Here is a 23,062-nt window from a genome sequence, read left to right on the forward strand (position 1 = left end):
TGTGAGACACGTCAGACCCTCAAGGCCCGCGCCGGCTCCCGCTTAACCCACGCATAAAACGATGGCAACAAAAAAGCCCGTACTGCGTCGACGCTTTCGCGCCGAGACAAGCGGGCTTGATGCTGCCGGCCTTACGTACGAGGCCTGACGACGTCAGCCTACCGACAATTGCAGGTGCAGTTGCGAGCGCGCCGGGCCGCCGCCGTCGATGGCTTCGCTCGCGGCATCGCGATCCGATTGCGAGGACGGCGCGAGACGCGCGGTTTCGATGCGGTCCAGGTATTCCGTCGTCACGTCGCCGGTCACGTAGTTGCCGTCGAAGCACGACGCCTCAAAATCCTTCAACGCCGGGTTGATGTCGCGCACGGCCTGCTTGAGCGCCTCGACGTCCTGATACACGAGATGGTCCGCGCCGATCATGCGCGCCACTTCCTCGTCCGAGCGGCCGTGAGCGACCAGCTCGCCGCGCGTGGGCATGTCGATACCGTAGACGTTCGGAAACTTCACCGGCGGCGCGGCGGACGCGAAGATCACCTTGTTCGCGCCGGCGTCGCGCGCCATCTGCACGATTTCATGCGACGTGGTGCCGCGCACGATCGAGTCGTCGACGATCAGCACGTTCTTGCCCTTGAACTCGATGCCCATGGCGTTCAGCTTCTGGCGCACCGACTTCTTGCGCACCGCCTGGCCCGGCATGATGAACGTCCGGCCGACATAACGGTTCTTGAAGAAGCCTTCGCGATACTCCACGCCCAGCTTCTTCGCGACCTGCATCGCGGCCGGGCGCGACGAATCGGGAATCGGCATGACGACGTCGATTGCGACGTCCGGCAACTCGCGCTTGATCTTCTCGGCGAGATAATCGCCCATGCGCAAACGCACGTTGTAGACGGGCACGCCGTCGAGCACCGAGTCCGGACGCGCGAGATACACGAGTTCGAAAATGCACGGGTTCAGGCTCGGATTGGCCGCGCATTGCTGCGAATGCACGTTGCCGTCCAGGTCGATGAACACCGCCTCGCCCGGCGCCACGTCACGCACGAACTCAAAACCGATACCTTCGATCGCCACCGATTCCGACGCCAGCATCCACTCGACGCCTTCCGGCGTTTCAAGCTTGCCGAGGCACAGCGGCCGGATGCCGAACGGGTCGCGGAAACCGAGCAGGCCGTAGCCGGCGATCAGCGAGACGATCGCATACGAACCCCGCACCCGGCGATGCACGCCTGACACCGCCTTGAAAAGCGCCGCCGGATCGAGCTGCAAACCCGAGCTCGACAGCTGCAATTCGTGCGCGAGCACGTTGAGCATCACTTCCGTGTCGGAATTGGTGTTGATGTGGCGGCGGTCGATGCGGAACATCTCATCTTTCAACTGCTGCCAGTTGGTCAGATTGCCGTTGTGCGCGAGGATGATGCCGAACGGCGCGTTCACGTAGAACGGCTGCGCTTCTTCCTCGCTCGACGCCGAGCCGGCCGTCGGGTAGCGCACCTGGCCGATGCCGCTATTGCCCGGCAGGCTGCGCATGTTGCGCGTGCGGAACACGTCGCGCACCATGCCGTTGGCCTTGTGCATGTGGAAATTGCTGCCGTTCGCTGTCGCGATGCCGGCGGCGTCCTGACCGCGGTGCTGCAGAAGCAGCAGGCTGTCATAGATCAGCTGGTTGACCGGAGAATGGGAAACTACGCCTACGATGCCGCACATGGCATGTCCTTCAAAGGTACGAAATTCGTCAGAGCGGCCGGTGCCTCGCGAACTGCGCGCGATATGACGCGACGGTTCGCGACATGATGCCAGGGCAACCGGATTACGCCGGAGTCGTGCCGCGTTCCTTGGCCGCTCACCTGATCGTCACACGCGGACGTAGGCAGCAAGCGTCTCCGGAAGCAGCGGTTTCATTACGTGCACGCCTTCCACCGCATAGGGCCGCAGCAAGGCGTTGCGCCAGAATTCCTGTTGGGGCAGTTCAGTCAGGCCTGCAAGGGCGACCAGAATCAGCACCAGAACGACCCCTCGCACGAGGCCGAACATCAAACCGAGCGAGCGGTCCACGCCGCTCAGGCCCGTGGCCTGCACGATGCGCGACAGCAGCGCGTTCAGCACGCTCGCGACCAGCACCACGCCGATCGCCACCAGCGCGAAAGCCAGCAGCCACTGGGTCAGCGCGCCGCCCGGCCACGTGGACGGGATATACGGCACGACATAACCGACGAAGCGGCAAGCAATGAAAAACGCCGCGATCCAACCGATCAGCCCGAACACTTCGGACAAAAACCCGCGCCATGTGCCGCGCAAGGCCGACAAACCGATCACCGCCATTACAGCGTAGTCGAAGGCCGTGAACATCGCTCGCTTTACTGCGCCGCGCCGCTCGTCGTGCCCGACGCGAGGCCCGCTCCGCGAACCTTCGCGATCGCGGCGCTCGCCGCCGCGCGATCCGCGAACGGTCCGGCGCGCAATAGCGTGAGCGTCGTGCCGTCAGCCTGCTTCCGATGTTCGATATATGCGGGCACACCGGCCGCTTTCAACTTGCTGGCCCAATTACGTGCATTCGCTTCGTTGGCGAAAGCGCCCAATTGCACGGCAAAACGGCTGCCCGGCGGCGACGCGGGCGTGCCCGAATTGGCGTCAGCGCTCGCGGCAACGCTGGTTTCGTCCGCAGACGGCGCTGCGGCCGTTGCATTGCTGTGGGCGGCCGGTTTATTCGCGGGCTTGGCTGCCACCGCCGGGGCCGCCGGCGTGGCGGGCGTGGGCGTGGGTGAGGCGTTGGCGGCCACGGCCGGCGGTTGCGGTTTGCCAGCGGGCTTCGCGGCGGCCGTCGAATTCGTGTTGGCCTGGGCTTGCTGCTTAGCGTCCTGCCGGTCCTGCTGGATAGCGCCGCTCACGGCGCCGGACTGCGCCTGCGCGCCCATCCTGGCAGGCGCGAGACTGGAAGCTGCGAGCGCGGCGTCGGGCGCGGGATTATCCGGCGCGACGCCCGCCTGCGTGTCGACCTCGTGCTTCGTCAGCCTGGGCGCGGGGCGGCTCGGAATGTCGATGGAAATGTCGTCGGTAACGGGCTTCGGGTGCGAGTCGAGCACCATGGGCAGCACGACCACCGCGGCCACGACCATGGCGATCGCCCCGACCAGCCGGCGCCGCGCGCGCTGTTTTTCCGGCAACGTAGGGTCGAGCAGCATCGCATCGGCGTCGACGGTGCGCTCCGTGCGGCGGGTCCGCCGCTCCACGCGCTCGCTACGGGCGGCCCGGGTGGAACTGGTGTTTGCGCCGCGCCGGCTGGGCGCGTCGTCTTTCTTGCCGAACGAGAAAATTCCCATGAATCGCTTGGTTCGAGCGTGGCGCCCGTTCAGTGTTGCTGCGATTTACGGTAGGCCATAACGCCCGCTACCGTATAGAAACTGCCGAAAACCACAATTCTATCATTCTCTGACGCCCGTTTTAGCGCATCTTGGTACGCCTCGGCCGGCGTCGCATAGCGCGTCACGCTGCTGTCGGTACTGTCTTCCACGCCCTGCTCGCGCAACGCGGCTTCGAGCTGTTCCGCCGATGCCGCGCGCGGCGTCGGCAGATCGGTCACGCACCAGTGATCGATTTCGCCCTTCAGATGCTGGAGCACGCCGGCAATGTCCTTGTCGCCCATCATTCCGAACACGCCGTAGGTGTAGGGGAAAAAACCCATATTGCCGAGGTTCTGGCCGAGCACGGCCGCCGCGTGCGGATTGTGACCGACGTCCAGCACGACCGCCGGCTTGCCCGGCAGCACCTGGAAGCGGCCCGGCAATTCGACATTGGCGAGGCCGAGCCGGATATCCTGCGCCGACACCGGCAAACGGTCGCGCAACGCTTCCAGACCGGCGAGAGCAGCCGACGTGTTGATCAATTGATTCGCGCCGCGCAACGCCGGGTAGGCGAGTGCCGAGCGCCGCAGCGTCGGGCCGACGTAGCTCCACTGCTGGCGCTCGCTGCCGGCCTGGCCTTCGTAGCGGAAATCGCGGCCGAACAGCCACAATTCGGCGCCGATCTGCTCCGCATAGTCGATCAGCGTCTGCGGCGGCACCGGGTCCGCGCAGATGGCGGGCTTGCCGGCGCGGAAAATGCCGGCCTTCTCCAGCGCGATTTTCTCGCGCGTATCGCCGAGATATTCGGTGTGATCGATGTCGATGCTGGTGATGATCGCGCAGTCGGTGTCGAGAATGTTCACCGCGTCGAGGCGCCCGCCCAGGCCGACTTCGAAAATCACGGCGTCCAGTCCGCGCGACGCGAAGAGGCTCATGATCGCGAGCGTCGTAAATTCAAAATAAGTCAGCGAGACCGGCTGGGCGAGGCTCAATCGCGCGGCCTCGACTTTCTCGAAGTGCGGCAGCAGTTCGGCGTCGGTTGCCATCTGGCCGTTGATCCGCGCGCGCTCATTGAACGCCAGCAGATGCGGCGAAGTATGACAACCCACGGTGAACCCGGCGCGCAGCAGGATCGACTCGAGAATCGCGCACGTCGAACCCTTGCCGTTCGTCCCGCCCACGGTGATGACCGGGCACGCAAACGACAGCTGCATTGCGTCGCGCACCTGGCTGATACGCGCGAGACCCATGTCGATGCCGACCGGATGCGCGGATTCGAGATGCGTGAGCCACGCGTCGAGGGTGGGGAATGTGGTCATCGGATGAATCGCGAGTCAATCATTGAGCGGTATGGCAAACATGCGCGGGATGACGCCTCGCGCACTATGTGAGACCGTGATTATCCCGGAAATGACGGCGCGCCGCTTGATTGCTCATGCGGCGCGCTGATTTGTGGGGATTTTTTTGACGTGGGCGGCGGTGGGCGCCAAGACCCAGCGCTGGCCGCGCGCCGGCGGGGCGCGCCGCTCTGCACGATGCCCGGCGCGGCGCAATGCCGGGCGCGATGGCGGCTTTGGCGGCTTGGGCGGCTAGACGACTCAGGCGACGGCGTCCGCCGGCTGGTGGCTCAGCAACGCCATCAATTGAGCAAGTTCCTCGCGCAGCTTGCGGCGGTCCACGATCATGTCGATCGCGCCCTTCGTCAGCAGGAATTCGGCGCGCTGGAAGCCTTCCGGCAGCTTCTCGCGCACGGTCTGTTCGATCACGCGCGGGCCGGCAAAGCCAATCAGCGCCTTGGGTTCAGCGATCACGACGTCGCCGAGGAACGCGAAGCTCGCCGACACGCCGCCCATGGTCGGGTCGGTCAGCACGGAGATGAACGGCAGCTTGGCCTCGGACAGCCTGGTGAGCATCGCCGTGGTCTTCGCCATTTGCATCAGCGAGAGCAGGCTTTCCTGCATCCGCGCGCCGCCCGAAGCGGTGAAGCAGATAAACGGCACTTTCTGCTCGAGCGCGTTTTGCGCGCCGCGGGCAAAGCGCTCGCCGACCACCGAGCCCATCGAGCCGCCCATGAACGAGAACTCGAAACAGGCCACCACGACCGGCAGCGTGTGGATCGCGCCGCCCATGACGACCATGGCGTCGGTTTCGTCGGTGTCGTCCATCGCCTCTTTCAGGCGGTCCGGATACTTGCGGCTGTCCTTGAACTTGAGCGCGTCGACCGGGACGATTTCCTGGCCGATTTCGTAACGGCCTTCCGGATCCAGCAGGCTGTCCAGCCGCTCCCGCGCGCCGATGCGCATATGGTGATCGCACTTCGGGCACACATGCAGATTCGCCTCCACGTCGTTGCGATACAGCACGGCCTCGCACGACGGGCACTTGATCCACAGGCCTTCCGGAATCCCCTTGCGGCTCTTCGGGTCGGTTTGTTTGATTTTTGGCGGCAGCAGCTTATCGAGCCAGCTCATAGGAAATCCTTCTCGGGTCAACGGTTGCACAAACGGCGGGACGAACCCGCCGCTCGCACGACAGACGACAAAATGACTGTTATCGGGCAGTCGCGACGCTATCGAGCGCCTCGCGCACCTCGGCGACGAAACGCCTCAGCGTCTCGGCGGCGGTGTCGGGGGCCGCCTGCTCGAGCAATTGCACGATACGGCTGCCGATCACCACCGCGTCGGAAACTTCGGCCACGAGACGCGCCGTTTCCGCGTCACGAATGCCAAAACCGACGCCGACCGGCAAGGGCACGCGCGACTTGATGGCCGGGATTTTACTCGCGATGCTGGAAACGTCCAGATTTGCCGCGCCGGTCACACCTTTTAGCGACACGTAGTAGACGTAACCGCTCGCGATCTTGCCGACTTCTGCAATACGCTCGTCGGTCGACGTGGGTGCCAGCAGAAAGATCGGATCGATCCCGGCGGAACGCATCTTTTCCGCGAAGTTAGCGCATTCTTCCGGCGGATAGTCCACCACCAGCACGCCGTCGACGCCCGCTTCCCTCGCCGCCTCGGCAAAGGCTTCGGCGCCCATGCGCTCGATCGGATTGGCGTAGCCCATCAGCACGACCGGCGTGGTTTGGTTGGTTTCGCGGAACCGCTTGACGTCGGCGAGCACGTGACGCAAGGACACGCCGTGCGCCAATGCGCGTTCCGACGACTGCTGGATTACGGGGCCGTCGGCCATGGGGTCCGAAAACGGCACGCCGAGTTCGATGACGTCCGCGCCGCCAGCGGCGAGCGCGTGCATGAATTCGACGGTACGCGCCGGGTCCGGGTCGCCGGCCGTCATGAAAGGAATCAGGCCTTTTTTGCCCTGCTCGGACAACGCAGCAAACGTGTTTTTGATACGGGACATGGAGTTGTTCTCGATTGAGCTACTGCGCTCGGCGCTTCGCGGGTCACTTTATTGCTTCGGTATCACACGCGGTTAGGCACGCGGTTTCGCACCCGGTCACTGCACTTCGGCCTGCCCGGGCGCTTTGACCTTGACCGGCCGGCGTTTGACAGGCGCGGAGACTGCGGCGCTGACGCGTTCCCGCGCTATCGCGCAGTAACTTTCATTGATCTCATAGCCGACGAATTCCCGCTGTTGCCGGGCGCAAGCGACTGCGGTGGTGCCGCTGCCCATGAAAGGGTCGAGCACGCGGCCGCCCTTCGGACAACTGGCCAGCACCATTCGCTCGACAATCTCCAAAGGCTTTTGCGTAGGATGATCGACGCGTTCGGCATGTTGCCGGTGCAGCCTCGACACAGACCAGACGTCCTTCGGATTATAGCCAAGCTCCAGCCACTTGCTCCCTTCGAACAATTTACGCGAACGCGCCTTCTTCGTGGCGGCATCATACGGGATGCGGACGGGATCCAGGTCGAAGTAATAATCTTTCGACACCGCGAAAAAGCCGATGTTATCGTGCACCGAGGTGAACCGGCGCGTGGTTCCACCCATGCTCGGCACGCGCCGGTCCCAGATGATCTCGTTGATCATGAGGAGCCGGGTCTTCAGAAAACTGAAGATTTCCGGCGCGTACTGCCACGTGCAGAAGATATAAAGCGAGCCCGACGGCTTGAGCTTCGGAATGGCAAGCTCCAGCCAGCCACGCGTCCAGGCGAGGAAATCGTCGCCCGTGCGCATATCGGAGTCGTTCCCGTAATCCTTGCCGAGCCCATACGGCGGGTCGCATAGGATGAGGTCGATCGACCCGTCGGGAATATTCGCTACATCGGTCAGAAAATCGCGGTTCAACAACTGGATGCCCGCGGGCACCTGCGGCAGCAGCAGCGCAGGCGCCTCGGGCGCCAGAAGCTCGCCGGCCGGCGTCAACTCACTCGCCGCCGGCTGGGGCTCGTCGAACTCGTCGCGCATCTCGGCGGCGCTCAGAACTGAATGCCCGATCGCTCGGCGACCGTATGCATGTCCTTGTCGCCGCGGCCGGACAGGTTCACCAGCAAGTGCTTGTCCTTCCCGAGCGTGGGCGCGAGCTTCGTCGCGTACGCGAGCGCGTGGCTCGACTCCAGCGCGGGAATGATGCCCTCGATGCGGCAGCAGTCGTGGAACGCCTTGAGCGCCTCTTCGTCGGTGATGCCGACGTATTGCGCGCGGTTGCTCTCTTTTAGCCACGCGTGCTCGGGCCCGACGCCGGGATAGTCGAGGCCCGCCGACACCGAATGCGTCTCGATGATCTGGCCGTTCTCGTCCTGCAGCAGGTACGTGCGGTTGCCGTGCAGCACACCCGGGCTGCCGCCGATCAGCGACGCCGCGTGGCGCCCCGACTCGATGCCGTCGCCGGCCGCTTCCACGCCGATCAACTGCACCGAACTATCGTCGATGTACGGATAAAAGATACCCATCGCATTGGATCCGCCGCCCACGCACGCAATCACCGCGTCCGGCTGTCGTCCGATTAGCTCAGGCATCTGCACCTTGCATTCATCGCCGATTACGCGCTGGAAGTCGCGCACCATCATCGGATACGGATGCGGCCCAGCCACGGTCCCGATAATGTAGAAAGTGTTTTCGACGTTGGTCACCCAATCGCGCATGGCCTCGTTCAGCGCGTCTTTCAGCGTGCGCGAGCCGGATTCAACCGGCACGACCGTGGCGCCGAGCAGCTTCATCCGGTAGACGTTGGCAGCCTGGCGGCGCACGTCTTCGGCGCCCATGTAGACCACGCATTCCATGCCGAAGCGCGCCGCGATGGTGGCCGTGGCCACGCCGTGCTGCCCGGCGCCCGTTTCCGCGATGACGCGCGGCTTGCCCATGCGCTTGGCGAGCAGCGCCTGGCCGATCACGTTATTGATCTTGTGCGCGCCGGTGTGGTTCAAGTCTTCGCGCTTCAGAAAAATCTGCGCGCCGCCGAGCAGTTCACTCCAGCGCTGAGCGTGGTAAATCGGCGAAGGCCGGCCGACGAAGTACTTCAGTTCGCGCTCGTACTCGGCGATAAACCCGGCATCTTTAGAGAATTTTTCGTAGGCGGCACGCAGCTCGTCGAGTGCGTGAACCAGCGTTTCAGCGACGAACACGCCGCCAAACTGGCCGAAATGGCCTCTTTCGTCAGGCAAGTTATACATGTGGATCACTCTTTCGTGGCGCGCGGCGCGCTCATGGAGCGCCGCGCCGCGGAATCATCCGGCGTCCGCCGCGCGCACCGCGCGTACGAACGCCGCCATCCGGGCGTGATCTTTCACGCCCTTGGCGCCCGGCACTTCGATGCCGCTCGAGACATCGACCGCGTACGGGCGCACGCGATGGATCGCATCACTGACGTTTTGCGCGTTCAACCCACCACTCAAAACGGCCCGACGCGCGAGCTCTGCTGGAATAAGTGACCAATCGAAAACCTTCCCGCCGCCGCCATAGCCTTCGACATGCGTGTCGAATAGAAAGCCATTGGCGCCTGAATAGTTGAGAGCCGATTTTACCAAATCGGCCGATTGAGTATCCGCCGCCACGCGCAGCGCGCGCAACCAAGGCAAACCCGCAATGCCGGCGAGCGATTCGCACTGGTCCGCCGTCTCGTCGCCGTGAAACTGCAACAGCGAAAGCCCGACGTTGCTGACCACTTCGCGCACCCAGTCCGGCGAGGGATTCACGAACAAACCGACCACCGACACGAACGGCGGCACATCCTGCACCAGTTCCACGGCCTGTGCGATGCTCACCGAGCGCGGGCTCGGCGGATAGAACACAAGGCCGATGGCGTCGGCGCCGAGGCCGATGGCGTGCTCCACGTCGGCCGGTTTCGACAGGCCGCACAGTTTGATCCGCGTGCGCCGCGGCGCCGCCTGCAAGTCGCCGCCGGCGGCCACGGTTGATGCGGATTTTTCAGTGACGAAGTTGTCAGTCGAACTCATGTCTGGCTCTGCTCGTTCCATAGGGTGCTCCACGGCACACTGCCGGTCTGCGGCGCGGGCACAGCAAAGTGCTCAGGATAGCCCACCTGCGCGAGATACAAGCCGTCCGGCATGAACGTCGGCGCGGCCCATTCGCGGTCGCGGCCTTCGAGCACTTCCGCCATCCACTGCACCGGGCGGCGTCCCTTGCCGATGTACACCAGACATCCCATCACATTGCGCACCATGTGGTGCAGGAATGCGTTGGCCCGGAAACGGAAGTGGACGAAGTCGCCCTGCTGTTGAATGTCGATCTGATACAGATGCTTGACCGGCGTTTTCGCTTGGCATTGCGACGAGCGAAACGCCGAAAAGTCGTGTTCGCCGATTAAATGCACCGCAGCTTCCCGCATCGCGTCGATATCCAGCGGCGCGTGCACCCAGCCGGCGCGCGCCGCGAGCATCGGCGAACGCACCGGATGCACGTACAGCACATAGTAATAAGTGCGCTCGAAGGCCGAAAACCGCGCGTGGAACGCTTCGGGCATCGGCTTCGCCCATTGGACGGAGACGGTTTTCGGCAAAAACGAATTCGTGCCGCGCACCCATGAGATGTCGGCCCGCTCCAGCTCCGTGTCGAAATGCACGACCTGGCCGAGGCCGTGCACACCCGTATCCGTCCGACCCGCGACGACGGTCGGCACCGGCGTCTGCGCAAATTCGCGCAGGGCCCGCTCGAGCTCGTCCTGAACCGTGTTGCCGTGCGGCTGCGACTGCCACCCGCAGAACGCCGACCCGTCGTACTGAACGCCTAGCGCAATCCGCTTCACGACAACGGAGCGAGCGTCGAGAGCAGCGCGCGGGCGTCGTTGCGCGTGGCCGGATCGTTGGCTTCGATCACTTCGTTGATCAGTGTGCGCGCGCCGGCCAGATCGCCCAGCTCGATGTACTCGGCGGCAAGATCCAGCTTGTTTCGGGCGATGCGGGCCAGATCCGCCGGCGTGAATACGGGCAGCGGCTCTGTCGGCCCTGGTGGCAGTTCCAGATCGAAGTCCAGCTTCAGCGCGCCGAAGCCTGCGGTGCCCAGACTGCCGGCACCCAGGCCGGCCACAGCGCCACGGCCGGCAGTGCCGGCCGCGATTTCGTCGGCGGCATGCGGAGCTTCGTCGGCGCCCGGCGGCGGCGGAACGGCCCGCCGTGCAGTCGCTTCCGGCGACGCCACCGGCTGGCTGCTCAGCGATTGCGGCGTACCCACGGTGTCGCCGGCCGTTGCTCCGAGTCGCGGCGGCAAGGGCATATCCAGGCTGCCGAATGCATCCACAGCGTCGCGCGGGAATTCCGTCGACGCAGCCGGGCGCGACTCCTCATGCGCCGGCGCGCCGAACTCGTCGTCAGCGACTGGTGCAGTCGTGGCCGGGCCTTGCGGGATGGTCGGTTCCATCGGCTCCGGCGGCAACGGTTCGTCGTCCCATTCCAGACGATGCGAAAGCGGCTCGGGCTCCCACGCGTCGTTCAATGGCTCCAGCGGCGCCCGCGGCAAGGCGTCGGCACCCAGCTCGGCGGCGGCCTCGAGGCTCGCGGTTGTCGTCGCGTTATGCAGGTTGTCGCGGAGTTCTTCGGGCGCTGCGTCGTTTTGCTCGAAGGCCGTGGGATGCTCCGGCGCGTGCGGCTCTGCGGCCGGCTCCGTATCGGACACGGCGAAAGCCCTCAGCGGCTCCGCCAGCTCGGCCGGGTGCCCCGCGGCGAAGCCGTCGGCTGCCTCGTGCGACGGCTCTTGAGCGGCATGTTCCGATGACGGCTCCAGCGGTGCCGCGCGTTCTGCGGCTTCGCGCTCCACGGCGCCCTGCTCTGCCGCTTCGCGCGCCTCGTTCTCGCGAGCGGTCGCCGTACGGATTTCCGCCTCGCGTTCCGCAGCAAGCCGCTCCGACATTTCGCGAGCGGCGGCGTCGCCTTCAGCCGCTTCGCGCTCTGCAGCAGCTGCCGTGGCCGCTTGCTGCACGGCGGCGGCGCTGAGATCTGCCTCGCGTTCGTCGCGGTTAGCCGTGTCGCCGCGAGCAGCGACGAAAGCCGCCGGCCCGACTTCTTCATCCGCCGCTGCGCTCACCGATGCCGGTCCGACTTCTCGACCCGCCGCTGCGTTCTCCGACGCCGGCGCGACCTCTCCACCCGCCGCTGCGTTCGCGGAAGCCGCCGCTTCCTGCGCCTTTGCCAGCCGCTCGCGCTTGCGCCGGCCGAGCCGCAAGGCGGTCAGCAGCACCACCAGCGCGGCGCCGATTGCCGCGCCCACCGCCAGGTTCGTCTGCGAAAGGCCGGTTTCGTTCGATGTGGAAAGAGCGGCGCCCGCGTGACCCGGCACGACAGCCGCAGCGGATGCGCCCGCCGCCGGTTGCACGCCGCTCGCCGACGGAGCGACCCGCGCCGCCGGCGCCCCCCCGATACCGTGTTTCTGCAATTCCATCAGCACGCGATTCTTGAGCGCGAGCAGTTGCTGCAAGCTCGACACCTGCGTGCGCGGCTGCGAGGCGCCGGTCGCGGCAGCCTCGCTTGCCGACGGCTGGACTGATCCGGCCCACACATGCGTGCCGCTCGCGGCGGACGCCGCCTGCGAACCCGCGGCAGGTACCGACGACACCGCGCCGCCGGCGACAGCCGAACCGGCGTCCGTCGCCGCGCTAGCGGTAGCTTGAGGCGCAGGCGCGGCGGGCGCCGCAGCTTGCGTCGCGGATGTTTCCGCCCCTGTGGCACTCGCCGCCGCGTTGCCTTGCGCGGTGCCGCTCGCGGAAGCCGCAACCGAAGCATTCGCCGACGACCCGCTGACAGCCGCCGGCGCCGAAGCGCCCGCCGACACAGCCACCGCGCCCGACGCGTCGAGCGGCGGCACGGTGAGCTGGGCACCGAGGCGCATCCGGCTCGGATCATGGCCCATGAACGCGTTCGGGTTCGCGTCGAACAACGCGCGCGCCGCGCGAGCCAGCGTGGCCCGGTCGTGCGATTGCGTGACGGCAATCGCCACGTCGTTCAGCGACTGCCCCGGCTTGACCGTATATTGCCCGCCGGACGCGTAAGACGCAGACGGGGCAGAAGCAGCGGCGCCGTCGGGCGCACTTGCGGCCTCGGCGGGCGCGGCCCATGCGCCGCCCAGGCCCACGCTCGTCAGCATCCACGCCAAAGCAGCGGCGGCCGCGAGGCGTCCGGTACGTGGGCGCCCAAACACGGCCCGAAGGGAAGAGAGTCGAAAATTCATCGGGACTCCTGGCGCGTCAGCGCGCGGCCCTTTTTTGCGGTTATAAAGAGACAAGATAATCGGAGCACACAAATGAAAAAAGCGCCGCGCAAGCGCGACGCTTCTTGAGTTTTCTACGCGTCGTGAGCGCGTAGTTTACTTTACTTGTCGAGCACAATGCGAAGCATGCGGCGCAGCGGCTCGGCTGCGCCCCACAGCAGCTGGTCGCCGACCGTGAACGCCGACAGATATTCGCCGCCCATGGCCAGCTTGCGGGTGCGGCCGACCGGCACCGTCAGCGTGCCGGTGACCACTGCCGGCGACAGATCGCGCATCGACGCTTCACGCTCGTTCGGCACCACCTTGACCCAGTCATTGCCCGAAGCGAGGATGCTGTTCACTTCGTCGAGCGGCACGTCCTTGGTCAGCTTGATGGTGAGCGCCTGTGAGTGGCAGCGCATGGCGCCGATCCGCACGCAGAGGCCGTCCACGGGAATAGAACCCGGCGTGCCCATGGCCGGCTTGCCGAGAATCTTGTTGGTTTCGGCGCCGCCCTTCCACTCTTCCTTCGACATGCCGTTGCCGAGGTCCTTGTCGATCCACGGAATCAGCGAGCCGGCGAGCGGCACGCCGAAGTTGTCCGTGGGCATGCTGTCGCTGTTCATGGCTTCGAGCACGCGGCGGTCGATATCGAGAATCGCCGAAGCGGGGTCGGTGAGTTCGTTCTTCACTGCACCGTGCAGCGTGCCCATTTGCGAGAGCAGTTCGCGCATGTTCTGCGCGCCCGCGCCTGACGCGGCCTGATACGTCATGGCCGTCATCCACTCGACCAGGTTTTCGCGGAACAGGCCGCCCAGCGCCATCAGCATGAGGCTGACCGTGCAATTGCCGCCGATGAAATTCTTCTGCCCCTTGACCAGCGCGTTCTTGATCACGTCGAGGTTGACCGGATCGAGAATGATGACCGCGTCATCCTTCATGCGCAGCGACGAAGCCGCGTCGATCCAGTAGCCGTTCCAGCCCGCCGCGCGCAGCTTCGGGAACACTTCGTTCGTGTAGTCGCCGCCCTGGCAGGAAATGATGGCTTCGCACTTCTTCAGGTCTTCGATGCTTGTCGCATCTTTGAGCTTGGTCTCGTTTTTGGCGAACGACGGCGCGTTGCCGCCCGCGTTGCTGGTGCTGAAAAACACCGGTTCGATCAAGTCGAAATCGCCTTCCTGCCGCATACGCTGCATCAGGACGCTGCCGACCATGCCGCGCCAACCTACGAGACCTACGTTCATGACTTCATACCCTTCGAATGGAAACTTCCCCGCATCTTTGCCCGCAGTGACCGCGCGGGGAAGATGAGCGGGCACGACGGACGATCAGCGTTTCGTGATCGTTTTCGGGGTAATCGTTTTAATCAGCGCTTGGGTGGTAATGGCGAGCTCAACCACACGGGCCGTTTTGCCGTGCAGTTTCGAAATCGTGGGGATTTGAGCCATTTGTGCCATCGCTACAATATACACGAAAACCGGAATCCGGCGACGTCGTTGTCTGCCGCTGCCGTCCGTATTGCCTGCGAATCGGCATTTGCGAGCCGATTCGCGTATTAAAGATCGTTTTAACGACCCAATCAGCGCTGCCTTAAATGCCGCAGCGCCGCGCGCGGTTTCCCACAGCCGCGCGCGAGCCGCCTTGGCGCCGCCTTGGAGCCGCCTTTACAGTGCAGCGACGACGGCGTCGCCCATGGCGACCGTGCCGACCTGCTTGCAGCCGGGCGTCAGAATGTCGCCGGTGCGGTAGCCCTGTTCGAGCACCTTTTTCACCGCGCTTTCGATGCGGTCCGCCTGCTCCGCCTTGTTCAGCGAATAGCGCAGCATCATGGCGGCCGACAGAATCGTGGCGAGCGGATTCGCCACGCCCTTGCCGGCGATGTCCGGCGCTGAACCGTGCGACGGCTCGTACAAGCCCTTGTTGTTCTTGTCGAGCGACGCGGACGGCAGCATGCCGATGGAGCCCGTGAGCATGGCGGCTTCGTCGGAGAGAATGTCGCCGAACATGTTGCCGGTCACGATCACGTCGAACGACTTGGGCGCCTTCACGAGCTGCATGGCGGCGTTGTCGACATACATGTGCGACAGCTCGACATCCGCGTATTCTTTCGAGACGTCGATCATCACGTCTTTCCAGAACTGCGACGTTTCGAGCACGTTGGCTTTATCCACGGAAGTCAGCTTCTTGCCGCGCTTTTGCGCCGCCTGAAACGCGACGTGCGCGATGCGGCGCACTTCGGGCTCCGAATAACGCATGGTGTCGAAGCCTTCCTTCGAGCCGGCGAACAACCCGTCCGGCGCTTCACGCACGCCGCGCGGCGCGCCGAAGTAGATGTCGCCGTTCAGTTCGCGCACGATCAGAATGTCGAGGCCCGACACGATCTCTTCTTTCAGCGACGAAGCGCCGGTCAGTTGCGGATAGCAGATGGCCGGGCGGAAGTTCGCGAACAGCTGCAGATGCTTGCGCAGGCCGAGAATGGCCTGCTCCGGGCGCAGCGCGCGCTCGAGCTTGTCGTACTTCCAGTCGCCGACGGCGCCGAACAGGATCGCGTCGGCTTCCTTCGCGAGCGCGAGCGTCGAATCGGGCAGCGGGTGACCCTTTGCCTCGTAGCCCGCGCCGCCGACCGGCGCTTCTTCAAGTTCGAACTTTTCGCCGAGTACGTTCAGGACCTTGACGGCCTCCTTGACGATTTCGGGACCGATGCCGTCGCCCGGCAACACTGCGATCTTCATGCGAATTCCTTAATGATTTTTCGAGACTTTCAGTCTTAGCCGACGATGCGGTGAGCAAGCCACGGCTGCTTCGCGATGCGCTCGGCTTCGAACTGGCGGATCTTGTCGGCGTGACGCAGCGTGAGGCCGATGTCGTCGAAACCGTTCAGCAGGCAGTATTTGCGGAATGCCGCCACTTCGAACGGATACTCGGTCGCGCCGTCCGACGTGCGCACCACTTGCGCTTCCAGGTCGATGGTCAGCTGGAAGCCGTTGAATGCGTACGTTTCGTTGAACAGGTGATCGACTTGCTGTTCGGTCAGCACGATCGGCAGCAGCCCGTTCTTGAAGCAGTTGTTATAGAAAATGTCGGCGAAACTCGGCGCGATGATCGCGCGAAAGCCGTATTGCTGAAGCGCCCAGGGCGCGTGTTCGCGCGAGCTGCCGCAGCCGAAATTCTTACGCGCGAGCAGCACGGAAGCGCCTTGATAGCGCGGCTGGTTCAGCACGAAATCCGGATTCAGCGGACGTTTCGAATTGTCCTGACCCGGCTCGCCGTGATCCAGATAACGCCACTCGTCGAACGCATTCGGGCCGAAGCCAGTGCGCTTGATCGACTTCAGGAACTGCTTGGGAATAATCGCGTCCGTGTCGACGTTCTCGCGATCGAGCGGCGCCACGACGCCGGTGTGTACGATGAATTTATCCATGACGCTTGCGCCTGTTTCAGGGCCGGGCGACGCGCGCGGCGGCATGAAAGCCGCTCGCCGCGCCGCCGGCAAAAATCAAAAACCGGTTATTTCTCAGCGTGATTGCTGATCGAATTGCCGAGGTGCGACATGTCCTGCCCAAATCCGTGCACCGTGTTGCAGCCGGTGAGACCGAGCAGTAACCCAGCCAGAGCACCCAGCGCGAAGCGGCGCAGAAGAGTAGTGCGATTCATGTTGTTCATCATGCGATTTATCCCAGCTTGCGAATATCGACGAAATGCCCTTCGATGGCCGCGGCGGCGGCCATGGCGGGGCTGACCAGATGGGTGCGGCCACCGGCGCCCTGACGACCTTCGAAATTACGGTTCGACGTGGACGCGCAACGCTCGCCCGGGTCCAGCCGGTCGGCGTTCATGGCGAGGCACATCGAGCAGCCCGGCTCGCGCCATTCGAAGCCAGCCTCGGTGAAGACCTTGTCGAGGCCTTCGCGTTCGGCTTGCGCCTTCACGAGACCCGAGCCCGGCACGACCATGGCGAGGCGAATGTTCGGTGCGACGCGGCGACCAAGCTTCTTCACGACATAGGCCGCGGCGCGAATGTCTTCAATGCGCGCGTTGGTGCACGACCCAATAAAGATTTTATCCGGCTTGATCGACTCGATCGGCGCATTCGGCTCCAGCGCCATGTACTTGAGCGCGCGTTCCATCGCGTCGCGCTTGACCGGATCTTTCTCGCGCTCCGGATCGGGCACGCGGCCGTCGACTGCGGTGACCATTTCCGGCGACGTACCCCACGTGACCTGGGGCACGATTTCCGCCGCGTTCAATTCGACCACGCGGTCGAAATGCGCGCCTTCGTCGGACTTGAACTGCTTCCAGTACTCGACCGCGACGTCCCACTCCGCGCCTTCCGGCGAGAACGGCCGGCCTTTCAGATACTCGATGGTGGTGTCGTCCACTGCGACCATGCCGGCGCGGGCGCCCGCCTCGATCGCCATGTTGCACACGGTCATGCGACCTTCCATGGAGAGCGCGCGGATAGTCGAGCCGCCGAACTCCATGGCGTAGCCAGTGCCGCCCGCGGTGCCGATCTTGCCGATGATCGCGAGCACGATGTCTTTCGCCGTGCAGCCGCGCGGCAGCTGGCCTTCCACCTTCACCAGCATGTTCTTGCTCTTTTTCTGCAAGAGCGTTTGCGTGGCAAGCACGTGCTCCACTTCCGACGTGCCGATGCCGTGCGCGAGCGCGCCGAACGCGCCGTGCGTGGACGTGTGCGAGTCGCCGCAAACAATGGTCATGCCCGGCAGCGTGGCGCCCTGCTCCGGCCCGATGATATGCACGATGCCCTGACGCAGGTCGTTCATCTTGAACTGCGTGATGCCGTAGGCGTCGCAATTCGAGTCCAGCGTGTCGACCTGCAGCTTCGAAACCGGATCGGCGATGCCGTGGCGGCGGTCCGTGGTCGGCACGTTGTGATCCGACACGGCCAGATTCGCGCTGATACGCCACACCGGACGCTCAGCCAGCTTCAGGCCTTCGAACGCCTGAGGGCTCGTGACTTCGTGCAGCAGGTGACGGTCGATATAAAGAATCGTCGTGCCGTCTTCTTCCGTGTGAACCACATGTGTGTTCCACAATTTGTCGTAGAGAGTCTGTGCCATGGTATGCGGGGTAGTAATGACTGCGGGCTGACTGTGTCGGTCGATTATGCCACGCGAAGTCGCACCGCGGGCTGCCCCGCCATCGAAAAAAACGATAAAAAACAGAGGGTTGGGTGGTAGTGTCGATACCTGTATCGGCGGCACCCGGCAACTTTGCAGCGGCGGCGCACCCGACCGGACGAGGCACGCACTGCATGAACGGGCGTGGATTTTACAGCAGGCTTTTATAGCAGGCTCTTGCGACCGGCTCTTGCAACCGGCTTTTGCAACAGGAACCCGCGTCTGTCGCGTATGCTCCCAAAAGCATCGCGGCGAAAACGGTAGCGAGCAGTCAAGAAGACGTCAACACTCACACTCCTCGGAGGTCTGCATGCTTTCCTTCATTGGTACGGTGATCGTAGGGCTGATCGTGGGGCTCATTGCGCGGGCGCTCAAGCCCGGCGACGACCGCATGGGTCTTATCATGACCATCATTCTCGGCATAGCCGGGTCGCTGGTGGCGGGCTATGTGGGGCGCGCGCTCGGCTGGTATCAGCCGGGCCAGCCGGCGGGCTGGATTGCGTCGGTGATTGGGGCGATCGTGCTGCTGGTCATCTACGGCATGGTGCGCCGGCGCACGTGATTGCGGCGCCTTGGCGCGCTTGCGGGGACGAGGCGGTCGATCCGCCGCCTCGTCCTTCGCGCGGTTACCGCGACAGGTCGAACCCGAGTTGAGCGCGCCCGAGCAGCGTCAAATCGCTTTCCTGCGCGCGACCGGTGAAGTCGGTCTCGAAGTGATCTGCGGGAAAGTCGGGCGGGCTTTCGCCGCGCAAAAAGCTCGGCAACTGTCGCTTCAGATACGCCTCGTTTTTCGCGCACCATGGCGCGGACGCAATGTACATCACGTTGCTGTAGCCGCTGCCGCGGTGCGCGTCCTCGACCGAGTGCACGACGTCGCTGTGCCAGAACACCGCGTCGCCCGGCTGCATAAGCGGGATCGGCGCCACCGCTTCCAGCAACAGGCCGTGCCACTCGGGCTTGATCGACAGAGCGCGCGCGGGCTGGGCGCCGCACAGTTCGTCCTCGGGCACGTCGTCCTGCAGCGCGCGCAGAATGACGTACGCCATGACGTTTGCGATCGGAATCAATTGCAATGTGCCGTCGCCAGGGCCTTGCGGCGTGAGCGCCGTCCAGCCCTGAAAAGTGCGGAACATCGAGCACACCGCCGGCGACGGAATTTCCTGCACGTCCGGACGATACGCGGCGTCGAAGGGATCATACGCACGCCAGTTGCCCGCCAGCACATGCCGGTACACCTTCTGAAAATTCGGATCGAGCCAGCGCTCGACCGAACCGCCGTCCACATGCGGCGATAAACCGAGCGACGCTGAACCCGGCGGCCGTCGACGAATCCGGTCCGCGTACACGGGCACGCGCTCCGGATCGAAGTGCCGCCGGCCCTCGCTTTCCGACGTCCAGAGGCGATTCAGGAACACGCGCGTGTTCGTCAGTTGCTCGGACTGGCGCGCGGCCGTCTGCGGTTTGGACCAGTAGATGCCGTAAATCTGCGGCTTGCTCGACGACAGATTGCCGAAATACTTGTCTTCCGCGCGGTGGGCGAGCTTCGCGTCGAGGTCGTTGCGCTCGACGTAGCCGGTGATCTCGTCGTTCCAGTCGCTTGCTTGCTGGCGGTCGAAAACGCCGCGCACCACGCACGCACCGCGCGTTTTAATGCCCGCGATGGTCGCCGGATCGACACCGCCCGCCGCGATGGACGCGTAGTCGAACACGGGAATCGCCTCCCGCCCCTGCGCGCGGTCGCGGTGGATCGCGTCGATCTGCTGGCGAATCGCGCCCTCCACTTCGCCGAAAACCTGCTTGTAGTTCGGCAGCGCGGCTCGCAGCGCGCGCTTCGTGCTGCGAATCGCCTCGGGAACATTGTCGATGACGAGCGGCATGGTTTGTCTCCTTGAAATGGTCCGCATGGTGCTGTCCTTCTTGCAGATTAAAGATGTTCGGTCATCACAACGCATGTTTTGCGGCCAGATACCGATACAATTCAGACATTCACTGCTTCCCCTGCGCGCGGCCGGCTGCCTACCGTGAAACCTCAATACGAACGCGTCACCATTCCCGACGGCTGCTCGATTCGCGTCTACCATCGGCAGCTCGCGCAGATACCGTTCGAGTGGCACCACCATCCCGAATACGAACTCACGCTGACAATGAACAGCCGCGGCCGCCGCTTTATCGGCGATCACATTGCGGACTACAGCGGCGACGATCTCGTGCTCGTGCCGCCGGACATGCCGCACACGTGGGCGTCGACTGAGCCGATCGACGCACGTTCGCCTCAAGTGGCGATCGTCGTGTGGTTCAGCGGCGACTGGGCACGGCGTCTCGCGGATTGCTGCCCTGAGTTCGCGTCGCTGCGCACGCTGCTGCGGCGCGGCGCGCCGGGGCTGCGGTTTTCGAGCGAGGCTGCCGCGTTGATGCGCGAGCGCATGGCTGCGTTGCTCGACTCGTCGCCGCGCGTGCGGCTTGGCGCCGTGCTCGACGTGCTGGCGCAACTCGCGCAAGCCGACGCGGAACCGTTGGCGTCGCCGGCTGTGCATCGAAATGCAACCAAAGATCGCGGTGTGTCGGCGCCCCGTTCGGTGCGCTCTGCAGGTCTCAGCCATGTGGCCGAGCCGGCACAAGCCGCAGCCGCCCGGCGGCAAACCGTCGGCGCGCTCGCGGCGCCTGGCGGCAGTGCATCGGAGGCGGAGCGTCTGAACCGCGTCCTCGATCTGCTCGACCGGCGCTTTCACGAGCCGTTGCGCGTCGCCGAACTGTGCGAGGTGGCCAACCTGTCCGAGCGCTCGTTGCACCGGTACTTCGTGCGGCATGTGGGCGAGAGCGTAGGCCGCTATCTGAGCCGGTTGCGGATCGGCTACGCGACCCGTCAACTGACGGACACGACGTGGCCCATCGCCCTGATCGCCGTGAGGGCCGGCTTTCCGAACCTCGCCAATTTCAATCGACAGTTTCTGTCCGCACGCGGCATGACGCCAGGCGCGTATCGACGCTTCTTCGAGACGCATGGCCGAGCGCCGAAGGACCCCGCCGCGACGCCGCACAATCTGCAGACGCGGCCGCCGTCGCTTCAAAAGTCGGCAAGGCGGCCACGACGCGCGCCACCGGCGTGAGTGGCTCGCCCTGTGCGTACTGTGTGCCCAAAGACAAACGCCCCAACGGTGTACCCGTTGGGGCGTTTGTGCTTCAAGCCTCGAGTTGCGACTCAGCCCGCAGCGAACACGCTGCTGCAGACGAGAGGAACCTCAGTCCGATCAGCGTTGCGCGATCGGCTTCGCTTCACGCGGCGTGTCGCCGATGAACAGCTGACGCGGACGGCCAATCTTCTGTTCCGGATCCGCGATCATTTCGTTCCACTGCGCAATCCAGCCGACCGTACGCGCCATCGCGAAGATACACGTGAACATGGAGGTCGGGATACCCAGCGCGCGCTGCACGATGCCCGAGTAGAAGTCGACGTTCGGATACAGCTTGCGCGACACGAAGTACTCGTCTTCCAGCGCGATCTTTTCCAGTGCCATGGCCAGCTTGAACAGCGGGTCGTCGTGCAGGCCGAGTTCGTTCAGCACTTCGTGGCAGGTTTCGCGCATCAGCTTCGCGCGCGGGTCGTAGTTCTTGTAGACGCGGTGGCCGAAGCCCATCAGCTTCACGCCCGAGTTTTTGTCCTTCACCTGCTTGATGAACTCAGGAATGTTGTCGACCGAGCCGATTTCTTCCAGCATGTTCAGCGCGGCTTCGTTCGCGCCGCCGTGCGCCGGGCCCCACAGGCACGCGATACCCGCTGCGATACACGCGAACGGATTCGCGCCCGACGAACCGGCGAGACGCACGGTCGAGGTCGACGCATTCTGTTCGTGATCGGCGTGCAGGATCAGGATGCGGTCGAGCGCGCGCACCAGCACGTCGTTGACCTTGTAGTCTTCGCACGGGTTCGAGAACATCATGTGCATGAAGTTCGCGCTGTACGACAGGTTGTTGCGCGGATACGCAAACGGCTGGCCGATGCTGTATTTGTACGCCATGGCGACCAGCGTCGGCAGCTTGGCGATCATGCGGATCGCCGACACTTCACGGTGACGCGGATTGTTGATGTCGAGCGAGTCGTGATAGAACGCGGACAGCGCGCCGACTGCGGCGACCAGAATCGCCATCGGGTGCGCGTCGCGGCGGAAACCGCGGAAGAAGAAGTGCATTTGCTCATGCACCATCGTGTGGTTCGTCACGGTCTTCACGAACTCGGCCTTCTGCTGCACGTTGGGCAGCTCGCCCTTCAGCAGCAGGTAGCAGGTTTCGAGGAAGTCGGCGTTTTCCGCGAGGTTGTCGATCGCATAGCCGCGGTACAGCAATTCGCCCTTATCGCCGTCGATGTAGGTGATTGCCGAATTGCACGCCGCCGTCGACATGAAGCCAGGGTCGTACGTGAACTTGCCAGTCTGGCCGTACAGTTTGCGGATGTCGATCACGTCCGGGCCGAGAGTGCCCTTGTAAATCGGCATTTCAACGCTCGGCGAATTGTCGCTGAACGATAGCGTGGCTTTAACATCTGACGGGGTCATAGCACATCCTCAATCGAAGTATGGAAACAGGGTTTCGATAATTGCACGCCTGGAACAACGCACTCGCGGCGCTCAAGCGTTGCGCAGCAGCTCCAGCACCCGGATCACGTCCGGGTCGGCAAGCTCGCCTTCAGGTTCCTTGCGCGCGAGAAGCAAGTCCATCAGGTCGTTATCGCTCAGCTCGAGCAGGCGCGTAAGTGCGCCCACATCGGCATCGCTGAGGTCATGCTCATATCGGCTGAAGAAACGTTCAAAGATCAGATCGTTTTCCAGCAGGCCTCGCCGAGCGCGCCAACGAAGACGCGCGCGGCGGAGAGGGTCGGACTGATGCGAGGCATCGTTCATGTCAATACTGGCCGGGTCGCTTCGCGGCGCGCTCACTGCCGCTCAGGGCAGCGAACGACACGAAGCATGGGGTTATTCATTCTAGACG

21 protein-coding genes are annotated in these 23,062 nt (G+C 64.2%); 2 read left to right on the forward strand and 19 right to left on the reverse strand.

What is annotated here, in order from left to right; genetic code table 11:
• Positions 1 to 153: 153 nt before the first annotated feature.
• The 16 genes from purF to leuC all read right to left on the reverse strand — a co-directional run bounded on the left by purF (position 154) and on the right by leuC (position 18,019).
• Complete coding sequence (gene purF, locus HV711_RS23150; RefSeq protein WP_035478997.1) at positions 154 to 1,704, reverse strand: amidophosphoribosyltransferase; 1,551 nt, start codon at positions 1,702 to 1,704, stop codon at positions 154 to 156.
• Positions 1,705 to 1,851: 147 nt separating this feature from the next.
• Positions 1,852 to 2,346, reverse strand: a complete 495-nt coding sequence (locus tag HV711_RS23155; RefSeq protein ID WP_013342048.1) for a CvpA family protein — start codon at positions 2,344 to 2,346, stop codon at positions 1,852 to 1,854.
• 8 nt (positions 2,347 to 2,354) lie between these two features.
• Positions 2,355 to 3,317, reverse strand: a complete 963-nt coding sequence (locus tag HV711_RS23160) for an SPOR domain-containing protein (RefSeq protein WP_028362154.1) — start codon at positions 3,315 to 3,317, stop codon at positions 2,355 to 2,357.
• 29 nt (positions 3,318 to 3,346) lie between these two features.
• Positions 3,347 to 4,657, reverse strand: a complete 1,311-nt coding sequence (gene folC, locus HV711_RS23165; RefSeq protein WP_028362155.1) for a bifunctional tetrahydrofolate synthase/dihydrofolate synthase — start codon at positions 4,655 to 4,657, stop codon at positions 3,347 to 3,349.
• Positions 4,658 to 4,936: 279 nt separating this feature from the next.
• Positions 4,937 to 5,809, reverse strand: a complete 873-nt coding sequence (gene accD / locus HV711_RS23170; RefSeq protein ID WP_013591385.1) for an acetyl-CoA carboxylase, carboxyltransferase subunit beta — start codon at positions 5,807 to 5,809, stop codon at positions 4,937 to 4,939.
• A 79-nt stretch (positions 5,810 to 5,888) separates the two neighbouring features.
• A complete protein-coding gene (gene trpA, locus HV711_RS23175) occupies positions 5,889 to 6,701 on the reverse strand; it encodes a tryptophan synthase subunit alpha (protein WP_035479000.1) in 813 nt (270 codons plus the stop codon).
• A 96-nt stretch (positions 6,702 to 6,797) separates the two neighbouring features.
• Positions 6,798 to 7,709 (reverse strand): DNA-methyltransferase, encoded by a 912-nt coding sequence (locus HV711_RS23180; protein ID WP_028362157.1) that lies wholly within the window; start codon positions 7,707 to 7,709, stop codon positions 6,798 to 6,800.
• A gap of 11 nt (positions 7,710 to 7,720) precedes the next feature.
• Entirely contained in the window at positions 7,721 to 8,914 is a 1,194-nt protein-coding gene (gene trpB, locus HV711_RS23185; RefSeq protein ID WP_014972747.1) for a tryptophan synthase subunit beta, read from the reverse strand.
• Positions 8,915 to 8,968: 54 nt separating this feature from the next.
• Positions 8,969 to 9,697 (reverse strand): phosphoribosylanthranilate isomerase, encoded by a 729-nt coding sequence (locus HV711_RS23190; protein ID WP_014972746.1) that lies wholly within the window; start codon positions 9,695 to 9,697, stop codon positions 8,969 to 8,971.
• Complete coding sequence (gene truA / locus HV711_RS23195; protein WP_035479005.1) at positions 9,694 to 10,506, reverse strand: tRNA pseudouridine(38-40) synthase TruA; 813 nt, start codon at positions 10,504 to 10,506, stop codon at positions 9,694 to 9,696. Before truA ends, HV711_RS23190 begins: the two co-directional genes overlap by 4 nt.
• A complete protein-coding gene (locus tag HV711_RS23200; protein ID WP_035479007.1) occupies positions 10,503 to 12,920 on the reverse strand; it encodes a FimV C-terminal domain-containing protein in 2,418 nt (805 codons plus the stop codon). The genes truA and HV711_RS23200 overlap by 4 nt, the downstream gene beginning before the upstream one ends.
• Before the next feature lie 140 nt (positions 12,921 to 13,060).
• Entirely contained in the window at positions 13,061 to 14,182 is a 1,122-nt protein-coding gene (gene asd, locus HV711_RS23205; protein WP_035479009.1) for an aspartate-semialdehyde dehydrogenase, read from the reverse strand.
• A gap of 420 nt (positions 14,183 to 14,602) precedes the next feature.
• Entirely contained in the window at positions 14,603 to 15,670 is a 1,068-nt protein-coding gene (leuB, locus tag HV711_RS23210; protein ID WP_035479010.1) for a 3-isopropylmalate dehydrogenase, read from the reverse strand.
• A 35-nt stretch (positions 15,671 to 15,705) separates the two neighbouring features.
• Complete coding sequence (gene leuD / locus HV711_RS23215) at positions 15,706 to 16,359, reverse strand: 3-isopropylmalate dehydratase small subunit (protein ID WP_025601982.1); 654 nt, start codon at positions 16,357 to 16,359, stop codon at positions 15,706 to 15,708.
• 86 nt (positions 16,360 to 16,445) lie between these two features.
• On the reverse strand, positions 16,446 to 16,604 hold the full coding sequence (locus HV711_RS23220) for an entericidin A/B family lipoprotein (RefSeq protein WP_013342061.1): 159 nt from the start codon (positions 16,602 to 16,604) through the stop codon (positions 16,446 to 16,448).
• A gap of 5 nt (positions 16,605 to 16,609) precedes the next feature.
• Positions 16,610 to 18,019: a 3-isopropylmalate dehydratase large subunit gene (gene leuC / locus HV711_RS23225; RefSeq protein ID WP_035479011.1), complete on the reverse strand. Its 1,410-nt coding sequence runs from the start codon at positions 18,017 to 18,019 to the stop codon at positions 16,610 to 16,612.
• Positions 18,020 to 18,389: 370 nt separating this feature from the next.
• Between leuC and HV711_RS23230 the strand changes: the two genes are divergently transcribed.
• A complete protein-coding gene (locus HV711_RS23230) occupies positions 18,390 to 18,641 on the forward strand; it encodes a GlsB/YeaQ/YmgE family stress response membrane protein (RefSeq protein WP_035479013.1) in 252 nt (83 codons plus the stop codon).
• Positions 18,642 to 18,705: 64 nt separating this feature from the next.
• Here HV711_RS23230 and HV711_RS23235 read toward each other — a convergent pair whose 3' ends face one another.
• Positions 18,706 to 19,956 (reverse strand): DUF1479 domain-containing protein, encoded by a 1,251-nt coding sequence (locus HV711_RS23235; protein ID WP_028362166.1) that lies wholly within the window; start codon positions 19,954 to 19,956, stop codon positions 18,706 to 18,708.
• Positions 19,957 to 20,100: 144 nt separating this feature from the next.
• Here HV711_RS23235 and HV711_RS23240 point away from each other — a divergent pair, with 144 nt between their 5' ends.
• Positions 20,101 to 21,186: a helix-turn-helix domain-containing protein gene (locus HV711_RS23240; RefSeq protein ID WP_035479015.1), complete on the forward strand. Its 1,086-nt coding sequence runs from the start codon at positions 20,101 to 20,103 to the stop codon at positions 21,184 to 21,186.
• Positions 21,187 to 21,327: 141 nt separating this feature from the next.
• On the opposite strand, the gene gltA is transcribed toward HV711_RS23240, so the two are convergent.
• The gene (gltA, locus tag HV711_RS23245) at positions 21,328 to 22,629 is read right to left on the reverse strand and encodes a citrate synthase (protein WP_013591371.1); all 1,302 of its coding nucleotides are present in this window, start codon (positions 22,627 to 22,629) and stop codon (positions 21,328 to 21,330) included.
• A gap of 72 nt (positions 22,630 to 22,701) precedes the next feature.
• Complete coding sequence (locus HV711_RS23250) at positions 22,702 to 22,974, reverse strand: FAD assembly factor SdhE (protein ID WP_006047561.1); 273 nt, start codon at positions 22,972 to 22,974, stop codon at positions 22,702 to 22,704.
• Positions 22,975 to 23,062 lie beyond the last annotated feature (88 nt).

Source organism: Paraburkholderia phenoliruptrix, from assembly GCF_902859825.1.
Taxonomy (GTDB): domain Bacteria; phylum Pseudomonadota; class Gammaproteobacteria; order Burkholderiales; family Burkholderiaceae; genus Paraburkholderia; species Paraburkholderia phenoliruptrix.

What these genes read in the sequence shown, in the direction of transcription:
- HV711_RS23180 (WP_028362157.1), bottom strand. Translation starts at nt 7,709, where the DNA reads ATGCGCGACGAGTTCGACGAGCCCCAGCCGGCGGCGAGTGAGTTGACG.
- HV711_RS23230 (WP_035479013.1), top strand. Translation starts at nt 18,390, where the DNA reads ATGCTTTCCTTCATTGGTACGGTGATCGTAGGGCTGATCGTGGGGCTC.
- leuD (WP_025601982.1), bottom strand. Translation starts at nt 16,359, where the DNA reads ATGGATAAATTCATCGTACACACCGGCGTCGTGGCGCCGCTCGATCGC.
- HV711_RS23235 (WP_028362166.1), bottom strand. Translation starts at nt 19,956, where the DNA reads ATGCCGCTCGTCATCGACAATGTTCCCGAGGCGATTCGCAGCACGAAG.
- gltA (WP_013591371.1), bottom strand. Translation starts at nt 22,629, where the DNA reads ATGACCCCGTCAGATGTTAAAGCCACGCTATCGTTCAGCGACAATTCG.
- accD (WP_013591385.1), bottom strand. Translation starts at nt 5,809, where the DNA reads ATGAGCTGGCTCGATAAGCTGCTGCCGCCAAAAATCAAACAAACCGAC.
- HV711_RS23200 (WP_035479007.1), bottom strand. Translation starts at nt 12,920, where the DNA reads ATGAATTTTCGACTCTCTTCCCTTCGGGCCGTGTTTGGGCGCCCACGT.
- HV711_RS23190 (WP_014972746.1), bottom strand. Translation starts at nt 9,697, where the DNA reads ATGAGTTCGACTGACAACTTCGTCACTGAAAAATCCGCATCAACCGTG.
- HV711_RS23155 (WP_013342048.1), bottom strand. Translation starts at nt 2,346, where the DNA reads ATGTTCACGGCCTTCGACTACGCTGTAATGGCGGTGATCGGTTTGTCG.
- purF (WP_035478997.1), bottom strand. Translation starts at nt 1,704, where the DNA reads ATGTGCGGCATCGTAGGCGTAGTTTCCCATTCTCCGGTCAACCAGCTG.
- folC (WP_028362155.1), bottom strand. Translation starts at nt 4,657, where the DNA reads ATGACCACATTCCCCACCCTCGACGCGTGGCTCACGCATCTCGAATCC.
- leuB (WP_035479010.1), bottom strand. Translation starts at nt 15,670, where the DNA reads ATGAAGATCGCAGTGTTGCCGGGCGACGGCATCGGTCCCGAAATCGTC.
- trpB (WP_014972747.1), bottom strand. Translation starts at nt 8,914, where the DNA reads ATGTATAACTTGCCTGACGAAAGAGGCCATTTCGGCCAGTTTGGCGGC.
- HV711_RS23160 (WP_028362154.1), bottom strand. Translation starts at nt 3,317, where the DNA reads ATGGGAATTTTCTCGTTCGGCAAGAAAGACGACGCGCCCAGCCGGCGC.
- HV711_RS23220 (WP_013342061.1), bottom strand. Translation starts at nt 16,604, where the DNA reads ATGATGAACAACATGAATCGCACTACTCTTCTGCGCCGCTTCGCGCTG.
- HV711_RS23250 (WP_006047561.1), bottom strand. Translation starts at nt 22,974, where the DNA reads ATGAACGATGCCTCGCATCAGTCCGACCCTCTCCGCCGCGCGCGTCTT.
- trpA (WP_035479000.1), bottom strand. Translation starts at nt 6,701, where the DNA reads ATGTCCCGTATCAAAAACACGTTTGCTGCGTTGTCCGAGCAGGGCAAA.
- asd (WP_035479009.1), bottom strand. Translation starts at nt 14,182, where the DNA reads ATGAACGTAGGTCTCGTAGGTTGGCGCGGCATGGTCGGCAGCGTCCTG.
- leuC (WP_035479011.1), bottom strand. Translation starts at nt 18,019, where the DNA reads ATGGCACAGACTCTCTACGACAAATTGTGGAACACACATGTGGTTCAC.